Origin of the sequence: uncultured Porphyromonas sp. (genome assembly GCF_938046015.1) — a bacterium.
Lineage (GTDB): Bacteria > Bacteroidota > Bacteroidia > Bacteroidales > Porphyromonadaceae > Porphyromonas.
This window is the reverse complement of sequence record NZ_CALIXW010000027.1, coordinates 44,611-58,540: the sequence shown is the minus strand read 5'-3', so window position 1 is coordinate 58,540 and position 13,930 is coordinate 44,611. Positions and strand designations below refer to the sequence as shown.

At 62.6% G+C, this 13,930-nt stretch carries 10 protein-coding genes; 3 read left to right on the top strand and 7 right to left on the bottom strand.

From position 1 onward, the window contains the following. The 3 genes from prfA to Q0248_RS03100 all read right to left on the bottom strand — a co-directional run. Window positions 1-933: peptide chain release factor 1 (gene prfA / locus Q0248_RS03110; protein WP_299319615.1), on the bottom strand; the 933-nt coding region annotated here is incomplete at its 3' end. Window positions 934-964: 31 nt separating this feature from the next. Beyond that, complete coding sequence (locus Q0248_RS03105) at window positions 965-2,116, bottom strand: AIR synthase-related protein (RefSeq protein ID WP_299319621.1); 1,152 nt, start codon at window positions 2,114-2,116, stop codon at window positions 965-967. 42 nt (window positions 2,117-2,158) lie between these two features. Then, window positions 2,159-3,079: a glucosaminidase domain-containing protein gene (locus Q0248_RS03100; protein ID WP_299319619.1), complete on the bottom strand. Its 921-nt coding sequence runs from the start codon at window positions 3,077-3,079 to the stop codon at window positions 2,159-2,161. A 510-nt stretch (window positions 3,080-3,589) separates the two neighbouring features. Here Q0248_RS03100 and Q0248_RS03095 point away from each other — a divergent pair. The 3 genes from Q0248_RS03095 to murF are packed head-to-tail and all read left to right on the top strand — an operon-like array spanning window position 3,590 to window position 6,213. Further along, the gene (locus Q0248_RS03095) at window positions 3,590-4,468 is read left to right on the top strand and encodes a nucleoside phosphorylase (RefSeq protein ID WP_299319612.1); all 879 of its coding nucleotides are present in this window, start codon (window positions 3,590-3,592) and stop codon (window positions 4,466-4,468) included. 14 nt (window positions 4,469-4,482) lie between these two features. Beyond that, complete coding sequence (gene crcB, locus Q0248_RS03090; protein ID WP_299319611.1) at window positions 4,483-4,878, top strand: fluoride efflux transporter CrcB; 396 nt, start codon at window positions 4,483-4,485, stop codon at window positions 4,876-4,878. Between the two features lie 15 nt (window positions 4,879-4,893). Further along, on the top strand, window positions 4,894-6,213 hold the full coding sequence (murF, locus tag Q0248_RS03085; RefSeq protein ID WP_299319617.1) for a UDP-N-acetylmuramoyl-tripeptide--D-alanyl-D-alanine ligase: 1,320 nt from the start codon (window positions 4,894-4,896) through the stop codon (window positions 6,211-6,213). A 120-nt stretch (window positions 6,214-6,333) separates the two neighbouring features. Here the strand turns inward: murF and Q0248_RS03080 are convergent, their stop codons facing one another. From Q0248_RS03080 to Q0248_RS03065, 4 genes are read right to left on the bottom strand one after another with little or no spacing between them, the layout of a single operon-like run. After that, a complete protein-coding gene (locus tag Q0248_RS03080) occupies window positions 6,334-7,635 on the bottom strand; it encodes a DUF4302 domain-containing protein (RefSeq protein ID WP_299319609.1) in 1,302 nt (433 codons plus the stop codon). Window positions 7,636-7,638: 3 nt separating this feature from the next. Next, complete coding sequence (locus Q0248_RS03075) at window positions 7,639-8,553, bottom strand: putative zinc-binding metallopeptidase (RefSeq protein ID WP_299319606.1); 915 nt, start codon at window positions 8,551-8,553, stop codon at window positions 7,639-7,641. A gap of 13 nt (window positions 8,554-8,566) precedes the next feature. Further along, window positions 8,567-10,159 (bottom strand): RagB/SusD family nutrient uptake outer membrane protein, encoded by a 1,593-nt coding sequence (locus tag Q0248_RS03070; RefSeq protein ID WP_299319603.1) that lies wholly within the window; start codon window positions 10,157-10,159, stop codon window positions 8,567-8,569. 31 nt (window positions 10,160-10,190) lie between these two features. Further along, window positions 10,191-13,160 (bottom strand): energy transducer TonB, encoded by a 2,970-nt coding sequence (locus tag Q0248_RS03065; RefSeq protein ID WP_299319601.1) that lies wholly within the window; start codon window positions 13,158-13,160, stop codon window positions 10,191-10,193. Between the last annotated feature and the right edge of the window lie 770 nt (window positions 13,161-13,930).

The following is a 13,930-nucleotide window of genomic DNA, read 5'->3' as shown; positions in this document are numbered from 1 at the left end:
GATCTTGGCCGAACGGTCGCCGGTGGAGACCATAGTCTTGCGGCGGGCTGCGATGGCCTCGTTGTGCTTGGTCAGCTCGATGTCGTAGAGCTTGGTGCGCAGCATCTGCATGGCCAGCTCACGGTTGGCTAGCTGGGTACGTGCCTGCTGGCAGACGACGACGATGCCCGTAGGCTTGTGCGTCAGCTGTACCTTGGTCTCGACCTTATTGACGTTCTGTCCACCAGCGCCCCCCGAGCGTGCGGTCTGCATCTCGATGTCGGCGGGGTTGAGCACGACGTCTACCTCCTCGGCCTCGGGGAGTACAGCCACGGAGGCTGCGGAGGTGTGTACACGTCCCTGGGTCTCGGTCTCGGGCACACGCTGCACGCGGTGCACGCCGCTCTCATACTTGAGGATGCCGTAGACGCCATCGCCCGTGACGGTGAAGATGATTTCTTTGTACCCCCCTGCGGTACCCTCGCTCATGCTGGTGACCTCGGTCGTCCAGCCGCGGCTCTCGCAGTAGCGCACGTACATCTTATATAGGTCTCCAGCGAAGAGTGCTGCCTCGTCGCCGCCCGTACCGCCGCGGATCTCCATGACGACGTTCTTCGCGTCCTCGGGGTCGGCGGGGATGAGCAGGAGCTTGATCTCCTCCTCGAGGGCGGGGATACGCTCCTCGGCCTCCTGCATCATCTCGCGTGCCATCGCACGCAGCTCGGGGTCGCTCTCGCTCTCGAGCGTCTCGCGGCCCTCGCTGATGTTGCCCAGTAGATTCCGATACTCCTTTCCCTTGTCTAAGATGCGCTCGAGGTCACGATACTCCTTACTGAGCTTCATGAATCGCTTCTGATCGGCGATGATGTCGGGCGCGGTGATGAGGGTCGTGATCTCCTGGAACCGTATCTCGAGGCTCTCTATACGACTAAGCAGGTCGTTCTCTGTTGCCATGTATATCGCTGTGTGGGTTGCTGTCTAATTCTTATTCGTAGCTGAGGGTGCCGTAGGGGGAGTGTATGGTGAGCTGCTTGCGCTCGGCGGCCTCGACGCGCCCTATGATCTGAGCCTCTACGCCGAAGCTCTCAGAGATCTCGATGATGCGTGCGGCATCCTCGGGGGCTACATAGAGCTCCATGCGGTGCCCCATGTTGAAGACCTTGTACATCTCCTGCCACGGCGTGCCGCTCTCCTGCTGTATGAGCTCGAAGAGGGGCGGTGTGGGGAAGAGCTTGTCCTTGATGACGTGCACCTTATCGACGAAGTGCAGCACCTTGGTCTGCGCTCCGCCCGAGCAGTGTACCATGCCGTGGATGCGTGGACGGAGCTCGTCCAGCACCTGGCGGATGATGGGGGCGTAGGTGCGGGTAGGGGACAGGATGAGGCGCCCAGCGTCGAGGGGCGTCCCTGCGATGGGCTCGGTGAGCTCGCGCGTACCGCTGTAGACGAGTTCGTCGGGCGTAGCGGCGTCGTAGCTCTCGGGGTAGCGGGCGGCCAGCGCATGCGTCAGCACGTCGTGGCGCGCCGAGGTCAGGCCATTGCTGCCCATACCGCCGTTGTACTCGCGCTCGTAGCTGGCCTGTCCGTAGGAGGCCAGGCCGACGATGACGTCCCCGGGGCGTATGCGGGCGTTGTCGATGACGTCGCTGCGACGCATGCGGCAGGTGACGGTGCTGTCGACGATGATGGTACGCACCAGGTCACCCACGTCGGCCGTCTCTCCGCCCGTGGCGTAGACGCCTATGCCCTGCTCGCGTAGCTCGGCGAGCAGCTCCTCGGTGCCGTTGATGATGGCGGCGATGACTTCGCCAGGGATGAGGTGCTTATTGCGCCCTATGGTGGAGGATACGAGGATGCCATCGACGGCGCCCACGCAGAGTAGGTCGTCGATGTTCATGATCAGCGCATCCTGCGCGATGCCCTTCCATACGGAGAGGTCGCCCGTCTCCCGCCAGTAGAGGTAGGCCAGCGAGGACTTGGTGCCCGCGCCGTCGGCGTGCATGATGTTGCAGTACTCAGGATCACCGCCGAGGATGTCGGGGATGATCTTGCAGAAGGCCTTAGGGTAGAGTCCCTTGTCTACGTTCTTGATGGCGGCATGGACGTCCTCCTTGCTGGCGGAGACGCCGCGCTGCATATAGCGTTCGTTCATATTCGGTGCGTGGTCACGAGGCAGCCGCTATCGCAGACGAAGGACATCGCCTTCCTCTGGAATGTAGTCGCCATCCTTATTGTTGAGCTTGTATAGTCGGTCCAGACGGATGCCGTAGCGCTGGGCGATGTCGTGCATGGAGTCTCCGATGCGGACGGTGTAGGTGCTATAGCGCGGAGTGGCCTCCGTGTTCTTCGTCTCGAGGTAGACGATGTCGCCCTCGCTGAGGGGGAAGTCCAGCGGCGTGTCGTTGTACTTAGCGAGCTTCTTGGCAGGGATGCCCATATCCTCGGCGATGCGCTCGTAGCTGTCGTTCTGATCCGCCAGCACATACAGCAGGCCGTAGCTGATGTAGGCACGGCGCTGGGGCTGGTCGTAGTGGCGCGCGGTGCGGAGCGGGCTACGGGCGCTGCGGGCCTCGGCACCAGTATACCAGCTGGGGGTATTGCCGTGGTCGAAGGTGTAGAGCTCGTAGTCCTCGATGACCTTGATGAGCATGTTGGCGTAGCCCTTGTTGGTGGCGTAGCCGCATAGCTGTAGACCCTGGGCCCAGCCACGGTAGTCGTCGTAGCGCAGGGCGAAGAGGCGCTGGTAGCGCTTGCCCTTGAGGAAGGCGGAGTGATCCTCGTAGGATTCCCTAGCCGAGGGGTAGGAGCGGAAGCAGTCGTTGGGGCGGTCGTCCTTGTGATAGGTGCGCTTGCCCATCCAGCTGTTGTGGCACTTGATGCCGAAGTGGTTGTTGTGCTCCAGCGCCAGTATGCTGGAGCCTGCGCCCGTCTCGATGAGCCCCTGCGCCAGGGTGATGCTGGCGGGGATAGCGTGGCGGTCCATCTGTCGCTTGGCCTCGGGGCTGAAGCTCCGTATATAGTCCATGTAGGACTGCTTACGCGGGGTCTGTGCGGAGAGCGTGACGAGGCTAAGGAGGCTCAGACAGAGGGCGAGAGCCATGCTGTAGAGACTCCGTGCGCGGCTGAGTGCGGGGCAATTATTCATCTATCTATAACTGTCGGACGTAGCTAAGAAATAGCTATATACGAGCACAAAGATACGAATAATGGACTAATCCCTTGAGCCGTGCGTAGCGGCCTCTCCTAGGGCTAGATAGCGCTGCGGGCTGCCTCGGGAGTGCGCTGCGCACTGCCTCGGGACGGCACTCCCATGATGCCCGCTGCGCCTCGGGGATCGGGATGGAGCTTCGCCCCAGCTATTCCTCGAGACTCCTAACTGATATCCCTCAGCCTCCTGACGGACGTCCCTCACGGTGCTGACTGATACCAGCGAGTGGGGCTGAGGGATATCGGTCAGCGCGGTGCAGGCTAAGGCGGCCCTTTGCCCGCCCGCGTAGCTCAGAGCGCTCGCATGGGGGAGAACTCGTACCTTTGTGTACAGCCCTGCCTTAGGTCAGGGCTAGCCCTCAGGGCCAGGACTTCACCTAGATAACCCTAGACATATACAATAATGAGTAGCAAGCGCATCATCCCCTCCTCCGAGCTGATCATCAATGCCGATGGCTCGGTCTTCCACCTGCACCTGCGTCCCGAGCAGCTCGCCGATAAGGTCTTCCTCGTCGGAGACCCTGCGCGTGTCGATATGGTGGCCTCCCGCTTCGAGCGTATCGAGTGCAATGTGTCGAGCCGTGAGTTCCACACCATCACGGGCTACTATCAGGGCAAGCGGATTACCGTCGTCAGCCACGGGATAGGCACGGACAACATCGACATCGTGCTCAACGAGCTCGATGCGCTGGCCAACATCGACTTCGAGACGCGTCAGATTAAGGACGAGCTGCGCCAGCTGACCCTCGTGCGTGTCGGCACCTCGGGCGGCCTGCAGGACGAGACGCCCATCGGCAGCTACGTGGCGGCGGTGAACTCCGTGGGCTTCGACGGCGTGCTCTACTTCTACGCCGATAGCCAGCGGGTGCGTCATCGTGCCTTCGAGGAGGCGCTCGTCCAGCAGCTGGACTGGCAGGTCGAGGGCCTGCGTCCCTACGTCGTGCCAGCAGATCCCTCCCTCATCGAGCAGATCTGCGGCAGCGATATCCTGCGCGGGAACACCATAGCGGCCAACGGCTTCTACGGCCCTCAGGGACGTCAGCTGCGCCTAGCCCTGCAGGATCCAGGGCTCAATGCCAAGATCCAGGCCTTCGACTATGAGGGCCTGCGCCTGACCAACTACGAGATGGAGAGCTCTTCGCTGGCGGGGCTCGCGGCCCTGATGGGGCACCGCGCCATGACCGTCTGCTGCATCATCGCTGGACGCAAGGCGCAGACCATGAATACCGACTATAAGGGCAGCATCGAGGGGCTCATCGACCTCGTCCTCGAGCGTATCTAGCCGCGCGAGGCGCTATGTCGGCACTCCCTGCTCCGCTGCCCGCACTGGGCCTGGCCTTCGTCGGTGGAGGCCTAGGCAGCGCGCTACGCTACCTGCTGGGGCTCCTCGGGGCTCAGCTCCTCGGGCAGCCCAGCCCGTGGATGACCTGGGGGATCAATCTCCTCGGTTCGCTCGCCCTTGGCTACCTCCTTGGGCTCTCGGATCGCACGCTGGGCTCGTGGAGCCCCGAGCTGCGTATCCTCCTCGGCGCGGGCTTCTGTGGCGGCTTCACCACCTTCTCTACCTTCTCAGCCGAGGCGCTGGGACTGCTTCGCTCGGCGGCCTATCTCGAGGCTGCCCTCTACATCCTGCTCAGCGTCGCGCTGGGGCTAGGGGCTAGTCTCCTCGGGCTCCGACTGGCGCAGGGCTAGTATCTCACGACCATGATCCTACTGGACGATCTCTATCAGCTCTATCTCGAGCACCCTACGGTATCGACTGATACGCGGCGCCTCAGCCCGGGCTGTATCTTCTTTGCCCTCAAGGGGGCGAACTTCGACGGCAACCGCTACGCCCGCCAGGCACTCGAGGCGGGGGCAGCCTACGCCGTGCTGGACGATCCCGAGCAGCTCATCGACGAGCGCACCCTCCTCGTGCAGGATGTCCTCATGAGCCTGCAGCAGCTGGCCGCTCACCACAGACGGCAGCTGGGGACGCCTATCCTGGCGATCACAGGTACCAATGGCAAGACGACGACCAAGGAGCTGACGGCCGCCGTCCTCTCCGCACGCTACCCCATCCTCTATACCGAGGGTAACCTCAATAACCACATAGGCGTGCCGCTGACGCTGCTCCGCCTGCGTCCCGAGCACCAGTGGGCGATCATCGAGATGGGGGCCAGTCACCCCGGGGACATTGCCGAGCTCTGCGCGATTGCCGATCCTGACTACGGGCTCATCACCAATATAGGCGCGGCGCACCTCGAGGGCTTCGGTTCGCTGGAGGGGGTACGGGCGACCAAGGGCGAGCTCTATGACCATATCCGCGCCAAGGGCGCTCAGCTCTTCGTCCACGCCGATGATCCCATGCTGCTGGAGATGAGCGCGGGCGTCCTACGCCATACCTATGGGACGAGCCCCGAGGCCGAGCTCCGAGGTGAGGTGCTCCATGAGGGCAGCTCGCTGCAGCTAGCACTCCGCTACCGCTCGGGCGACTATGAGGGGCATCTAGCCACCCAGCTCGTGGGGGACTACAACCTGCCCAACGTGCTGGCGGCGCTCGCTGTGGGGAGCTACCTAGGCGTGCCCTATGCCGCTATGGAGGAGGCCTTAGCCCGCTATGCGCCCAGCAACAGCCGCTCCCAGCTCATCGAGACCGCCCGCGGCAATCGCCTCATCGCCGACGCCTACAATGCCAATCCCTCTAGCATGCACACTGCCTTGCAGAACTTCCTCGCCATCCCTCAGACTCCAGGGCAGGGGCGCGTCCTCATACTCGGGGATATGAATGAGCTCGGCGCCGCGAGCGAGTCGGCACACCACGAGCTCCTCGAGGAGATCCGTCGCGCAGGGCAGCCGCTCCAGCTCTACCTCTGCGGGCCCTGCTGGATGCGTGAGCTGGCGGCGCACCCCGACCCTGCGGTCGCTGTATTCGCCGAGGTAGGGGAGCTCATCCGCAGCCTCGAGGCCGCACCCATCAGCGATAGCCTCATCCTCATCAAGGGCTCCAATGGGATCAAGCTCGGCAGCGTGCTGGAGCATCTGTAGCCCTTCTCCTGCCTTGCCCTAGAGCAAAGCAGCGCCGCCCCCTCACTCATAGCGAGTGAGGGGGCGGCGCCGTTTATAGAGGATCTTCGACTGCGCTCGGGGCAGCCTGCTGCGGGGAGCTTATTCGCCCTTGACCCAGACCTGATTATTAGCTACCGAGGTGAAGATCTGGTAGCGGCTATTGCTGGGGTCCTCGCTGAGCACGTAGGGCGACTGCGCCACGATGTAGGCGTAGAAGCGGTCCATCGCGCGGCGGCCGTAGAACCATGAGAGCCCCTGCTGGATCATGCGCGTCATGTGGATCTGCTTCGGCTCGTTGTAGACCGAGGTGAAGTCCGTGTAGTAGTCCACCCAGTTCCTGAAGTAGTAGCCCGCATCCAGGTAGCTGCCCATCACGGGCAGACTGCGCTGCATCATCCCTAGGTGCAGGGTGAAGATGTAGCTGCCGGGGTAGCTGTCCAGTGCCTGCGTCTGGTCGGCCTGTCGCGTCTCCGCCAGGAAGGGCTCTGAGGCATAGCCCTCGTAGAAGTAGAGCTGCATGTAGCGGCGCGTCAGGTCTACCTCGCCCTGATAGAGTGCCAGCTTCTGGCGGCCGTCGGCCGTGGTCATCGACTGCTTATCAGCACTGAGGTGGAGCGCTGTGAGACTGTCGCTACCTACGACGTAGGGGCGCAGCAGCTCGATGCCCTGAGGGGTGTAGTGGAAGGGGAGCAGCTCCTCCTTGCCGCCCGAGCGTAGGCTCAGCTGACGTGCGAAGCCGAAGATGGAGAGCTGGTACTGCTTGCCCCCGAGGGTGATCGGCGCCAGAGCCTTGCCCTGCAGCTCCTGTTTCATGGCGAAGCACTGCTGCAGCTGATCCTTGTCGGCGCTGGTGCGGCGCGTCAGGCGCATGGGCGTCTTGGTACGTGAGCCTTGCAGGTAGATGGTGTTGCGGTCGCGGCTGATGGAGTCCACGCGGAAGGTGAAGTCCCCGTTGTAGGAGTCGGGGACGCCCCAGCCAGGATTGGACCAGCTATGCAGCGCTACGTTGAAGGTGTCGAAGGTCAGCTGTATGCCGCCCCTGTCCGTCAGGTGGTAGGTGGAGCCGAACTCCGTCTTGGTGACCGCCTCTAGGTCGCTCGCGGGATTGGTCACTACGGAGGGGATGGTACCGCCCTTCTGGTAGGCCTCGCTGCTCATGACGACCTCCGAGGCGGAGGTGAAGCGCATGGAGAGGTTGATCCCACCGAAGTTGCCGCCGTCGGGGATGAGGACGAGGTCCCAGCCCTCAGTGCTGGAGCGCAGCGCCGTGTGGATCTCCTCGAGGCCCCGAGCGATGCGGGCCGAGGGGTACTGATCGTGGCTGGGAAGATCCTCGTACTGGGCACAGGAGGCGAGGAGGCCTAGGGCTAGCAGGCCAGAGAATAGGGGATAGGTGCGCATGATCTAGTATCCTTTAGGGTAGTGGGAGAAGTCCATCGAGCCGACCAGCGCCAGGCGGCGCTGCACCTCGGCACGCATCGCATCCAGGTCGGCCGAGTACTCGTCACGCAGGTACTTCTTCATAATCGCGACCTTCGCAAGTAGGATCTGGCGCCCTGTGTACTGGGCGTCGCTGCGGTTGCGCCCGTCGGCGCCCGTCAGCTTGGCCTGCCATTCGCTGTCTGAGTCAAGGAGGTAGTAGGCGAAGAGCTCGGCGAAGTCTTCGTCAGGGTCCGTGCTGGCGTAGTCCGAGACGAAGCCCGCACGCAGCGAGCTCTGTCCCGTACGTGTCCAGTAGAGGAAGGCGTCCTGCTTCTGATACTCGAGGGAGGAGAACTTATCGTACTCGGGCGGATAGGCGCGCTCCTCGTGTAGCGTGTGGGCCGACTCGTGGAAGAGCACGCTGATGAAGTTGCTTCGCAGCAGGCTGTTGTCCTGTATGTCGAGGTTATTGATGTCGTAGATCCAGATCTCGCCCTGCGGTGCGGCCCCCAGCATCTTACGGTCGATGCCGTAGCCCGAGGATCCGAAGAGGCTGAGGTACTTGATCGTGTGCTCCTCGAGATAGCCCGAGGGCGTCGCAGCGCGGTAGGAGCCGAAGAAGACGTAGTCCATGACGTTGAGGAACTCCAGTATCTTACCCTCGAGCGCTGGGGCGAGCAGGAAGCGGCGGTCGGTATTGCTGTCGTCGTAGCGGTAGCGTATCGAGACGTTGTACTCCTTGGCGAAGTGCTGCTCTATGTAGCGGTCCAGTCGGCTCTTGGACTGCGTCTGCTGGGTGAAGACCCTAGCCTTGCCGTCGACGATGTCGCTATCGGGCGAGCAGCCAGCCAGGAGGCCGAGCACGCCGAGGAGGGCAGTGGTGATGATTTTCTTCATTGCGGTGTGTCGGCTAGTATTTGTTGCCCTTGATCGAGCCCTGGACGGCGAGGTCGGGCAGCTGGATGGCGTGGCGGGGATCCTGGGCGGTGAGCTCAGCCTTGACGGTGTAGCGACCGCTGCCATCGTTCTGCCTGCGGTAGACGGGGATGCCGTAGCGCTTGATGTCCTGCCAGCGTAGGCCTTCGTGCAGCGTCAGGAGGCGGCGGCACTGCAGCAGGTGCTGCAGCAGGGCGTTCTCCTCGTCGCCCGAGATGGTGAAGCTGGGGCTGAGCGGCTTGCGCAGCGAGGCCGCCTCACGGCTGTCGACGTCGAGTGCCTGGTAGAACTTGACGATGTCCGCGCGGCTGAAGCTACGGGGCATCGAGCCCGTGCTGCCGCCGTTGAGGTAGCGGCTCGTCCAGAGGTTGAGGTCTGCGACCGCTGCGTCCCACTGCGCCTTCCCGAGGTGGATCTTGGCCTCAGCGCGTACCATCAGCGTCTCGTCTGTGGTCAGGGGGACGGCGAAGGTGACGTTGGCGTTGCTCGGGAGCTTGGGGTACTTCGGCTGCACGGTCTTGTTGATGTTCGTCTCCGTGTAGATGAAGGGCTGGAAGTAGTAGCGGTCGGAGTTGCCCCAGATGTTGCGGGCGTAGAGCGTCTCGGTACGCGTGAGCTCCTGCCCCTGCCCGAAGCGGGTGTTGAAGTAGATGACGCCGCTCGTCGTGATCGAGGAGAGGACGGAGTAGGTGCTGTGCGTCAGTAGGTTCGCGGGGTTCTTGCTGTCGTAGTAGGCCAGGGCATAGGACTCGTCGGTACGCGGCGTGGCGGTGAAGGCCGACCAGTCGCGCAGCACGCGTGTAGGGTCGTTGCCGAGCACCTTGTCGGCGTGGCTGACGGCCTCGCTCCACTTCTGATAGTAGAGGTAGAAGCGTGCGGCGAAGGCGTTGGCCGAGGCGGCGGAGAAGTGGTAGGGCTTGTAGCTCTCCGTATAGTGGAGGTACTTCTCGATGAGGGGGATGCCCTCCTTGAGGTCACGCTCGATCTGCTGGTAGGTCTCGGCCAGCGTACCGCGGGGGTAGTCGGGGCGTACGTTGGGGACGACGGTGGAGATATAGGGGATGCCGGGATCGGAGCTGCTGGCGGTCGGGCTGTAGGCCTTGCAGAAGAGGTTCGCCAGGCAGAAGTGCGCCCAGGCACGTGCTACCAGTGCCTCCCCGCGTAGGCCTTGGAGCTCCTCGTCCTGGCTGTCCAGCTTCTGGATGCTCGCTAGCGCCTCGTTGGCGTGGGCGATAGCCAGGTAGTGCGACTCCCAGATATTGTAGACGGCGTCGTACTCCCCGTCCGAGTTGAGCGCGGGACGCCAGTAGGCCACGGACTCGACGAACTGCGTGGAGAAGGGATTGCGTGTGCCGTCGTCGAGGGTGTTGTCGCTGGAGAGCTCCTCGATGTAGCACGTCGAGCTACGGGGATAGGCGTAGACCAGCAGGCCACGTATCCCAGTGGCATCGTGGGGCTCGACATAGTTGGAGCGGGGATTGGCGTCGAGATAGGAGTTGCAGGAGCTGACTCCCATTGCTAGGGTGAGGAGCGCCAGTGACGCCGTCAGGATGATGCTTCGCTTCATAGTGTACAAGTACTATAGTCGTCAAGGGCGCTTAGATCCCCACGACGCAGGTGAAGATGAGCGCGTGCGGGCGATAGTCGTAGGGCAGGGCTCCGTTGAGCTTCTTGCTCGAGTAGAGGAGGGCGACGTTGGAGGCCTGCAGCTTGAGGTCTATGCTGTGGATGAGGCTACGCGTCAGCAGACGTCTCGGGATGCTGTAGTTCACCGAGATGTCGCGCAGCTGTATGTAGTCCAGTGGTGCGATGCGCACGTCGGAGTAGTTATAGGTGCGGTAGGCACGCGAGAGGGTAGCGTTGTCGTAGAGCTGGGCGGCCGTCGGGATGGAGGGCACGTCGGTGGTGGCCTCATCGCCAGGGCGTACCCAGCGGCGGTTGAACTCCTTGCCGCGCAGCTCGTGGTCGTAGTACTGCGAGCTGAACTGTGTGGGCAGGCGGCGTACGTGCCCCATAGCGTAGAGCAGGTAGACGCTGAGGCGGACGTTGCCGATGCGTAGGCTATTGGTCAGCCCTCCCTGATCGGTCGGGGTGCGCGTCCCTGAGTAAACGAGGTAGTCGAGGTCGGTCGTCTGGCTGAAGTTGATGAGGTCGCGCGTCACCTTGCCATCGGCATTGCGGAAGAGGGGGAAGCCCTCGCTGGAGAGCCCATGGAAGGGGACGGAGAAGATCGAGGATAGGGGGTAGCCCTCGCGCGCTGCGCCAGAGGAGCCCGTCAGGACGGAGACGGAGGGTCGGGCATTGAGCTTGGTGATCTTGTTGGTGCTATGCGTGTAGCTGAAGTTCGTCGTCCACTCGAAGTCCTTGGTCTGGATCTGGTGCGTGGTCAGACTCAGCTCCAGCCCGTGTGCCTCCATGCTGGCCACGTTGGCATAGGGGCGGAAGAAGCCACCCGTACCCTGATTGTAGGAGACGTCCATGAGGTCGCGCCCCTGACGCTGGTAGAGGTTGAGCCCCAGGCTGACGCGCTCGCGCCAGAGTCCCAGGTGTAGCTCCCAGTTCAGCTCGTACATACGCTCGTAGGTGAGGTCCCTATTGGTCGGCTCGCTGATGGTGAGGCCGGGCTCGACGAGCTTATTGGGGCGGTAGGGCAGCTCGGCGATGATGCGGCGATTGGAGTTGTAGACGAAGGGTAGCGTCCCCGTCATCCCGTAGGCGATCTTGGTCGAGAGGGAGGAGAGGGGCTGCAGGTGGGAGAAGAAGGACTCACGGCCGAGGTCCCAGCCCAGGGCTACATTCCACGTCGGGGTCCAGCGGCTGGTGCGGGAGGCCCCGAAGCGGTTCGTCCCCTCGTAGCGCATCGATCCCTCGAGGCTGTAGCGTCCGAGGTAGGTGTAGGCGAAGTTCGCCAGGAAGGAGACGTTGCGGTCGAGCTCCGTCAAGCGGTAATAGTAGTTATTGTTGGCATCACGCAGCCAGGTGAAGGCGAGCGGGTCGAAGGTCGCGAGCTCCCCGAAGGCGAAGTTGACCCCGTACTCGTCGTGCCAGCCGTTCTTGCTCGTCTGGTCATAGAGGTCGAAGCCTGCCGTGGCCGAGAGCTGATGCCTGCCGCTCCACTCGTCGCTGTAGCTGAGGCGTCCCTGCAGGTCGAGGCGGGAGTCGCTGGTGCTGCTGATATTGCGCAGCCCCCCGTAGGGCATTACGCTCTGGGGGATGGCATAGACGTCGTCGGCGGGCTTATAGAGGTAGCTGTTGTTGTCACGGATGATGCGCTTCTGCATGGCGCGGTAGCGCTTGGCTACGTTGGAGTTCTCGGTGCGTATGTACTCGGTCTCGCTACCGCTGTACTGGATGGAGCCGAGGATGCTGGCCGATAGCTGTCGGATGGGCTGCCAGCGGAGTGAGGCCTGGAAGCGGAGGTTGGCTCCCTGTAGGTCCATATAGTTCTCCTTGAGCTCCTGCTTGGCGTTCAGCGGGGCGTATTCGTAGAGGTAGTAGAGCTTCGGGTCGTACTGGCGGGGCATAGACTGCGCCAGTGTGAGTGTCTTGAAGTCTCCCCCAGCGTGCTCCTGGCGGTAGGTCGCGTTGGCTATGGCATTGAAGGTCCAGTGGGCGTGCGGGCGGTAGGTGGCGTTGAGGTTGAAGAAGTAGCGCTTCGAGTGCTCGTCCTTCGCCCAGCCTGGGTCGAGGTCTGCGCCTATGCTGGTGTAGAAGTTGGCTCGCTGCGTCCCCGAGGAGAGGCTGACGGTGTGCTGGTGGCGTATGCTGTGCTGGTAGAGCTCGCGGAACCAGTCCGTATTGCGCTGCTCGGCGGCCGCTAGGTATGCCAGGCGTCCCTCCTCGGTGTTGTCCTGGGTGAACTTGCCGTTGCGGTACTTGAGCACATTATCATAGAGCCAGCCGTAGACCCCGTATTTGTTTTGGTAGAGGATATTGGCGGGGGTGAGGTTCCCGCCCGCCTCCAGCTCACGTAGGAAGGCCATCTGGTCCTGCGAGTTCATGATGTTGAAGTCGCGGTAGGAGGGGATGAAGCGGTAGGTGAGCTGGCTGGTGTAGGTCATGTGGCTGGTGCCCTGTCCCGCGCGTCGGGTGCGGACGGCGATGACCCCACCCATGGCTTGGTTCCCATAGAGGGCCGTAGCGGAGGCGTCGGAGATCACCTGGTAGCCCTCGATGTCCTGCTCGGAGAGTCCGGGCAGGGCTGAGGCGATGAGGCGCTTGGCGTCGGGGCTCGCCAGGTCAGCGGTGTTGAAGGTACTATCCTGTCGGTAGACGACGCCGTCGATGACCCATAGGGGGTAGTACTTGCTCTGGATGGAGGTCGCCTGACGCATGGTCGTCACCTGGCTCCCTTGCTCCTCGGCATCCTCGAGGGTGAGCTGTAGGCGTACGGGAGTGGCGAGGACCTCGAGCTGCTTCTTACCCTCGAGGCTGAAGAGGAGGATGCTGCGCTCCTCTGTCTGTATGGAGAAGGTACCGACGCTGTCGGTGCTCCCGAGTAGTTTGTTGCTCGCCTTAGTGGTGATCGAGACGCGGGGGAGCGGGGTGCCTCGTGAATCGCGGACCACTCCATGTACTCGTATGCTCTGTGCTAGAGCCGGAGTAGCGAGGAAGAGGAGCAGCCCTATACAACAGAGCAGTTGCCTGAGTCGATAGATCATATCCATACGGGAAGTAGCTGGATGGTTTAAGTAGTATTCCACTAGCAAATGTAAAGAAAAATCATTTTACCACGTATTCCTGCTCTAAAGTGTAATCATGAGGGTCGTGAGCGCCTGCTCCTCGACCTGCTGCGGCGGGGGCTAGATAGCCCCTCAGAGCCGAGCCTCGGAGTTGCCCGAGGGCTGCCGAAGCAAGCTGCCGCCTCTAGGGGGCGCGGCTGAGGGATATCCTTCACGGAGCTGACTGACGTCCCTCAGCGGCCTCACTGGCGTCCCTCAGTGTGCTGAGGGATATCCCTCAGCAGCGTGGCGGATCAGGCTCAGCGCCTCCGCCCTTAGCAGGGTACTCAGCTGCCCCCTTATGCTAAGGAGTGCGCCTCACCGTCCGAGGGGATGGATGACAAGCGTTGTACAAGCTTTGACGCGTAGCGATATTCACGGCCTACACCTAGCTATCGGCTCGGGAAAGTGGCTTCGTAGGGGCTTGTGCGACAGCTCTAGGCTTGCTCATACAGCTTGGCGAAGCCCCAGCGGGGCGACCCGCTCAAAGCCCAGGGTGAGGGAACGCTGCAGGCGTGACGGAACCCTGGGTCAGGCAGCACCATAAACAAAGAGCCCTACAGGGGCGACCCTCAAAACAGGTAAGAGCAAGGTCGAAGCGTATCTATTGTAGCCTT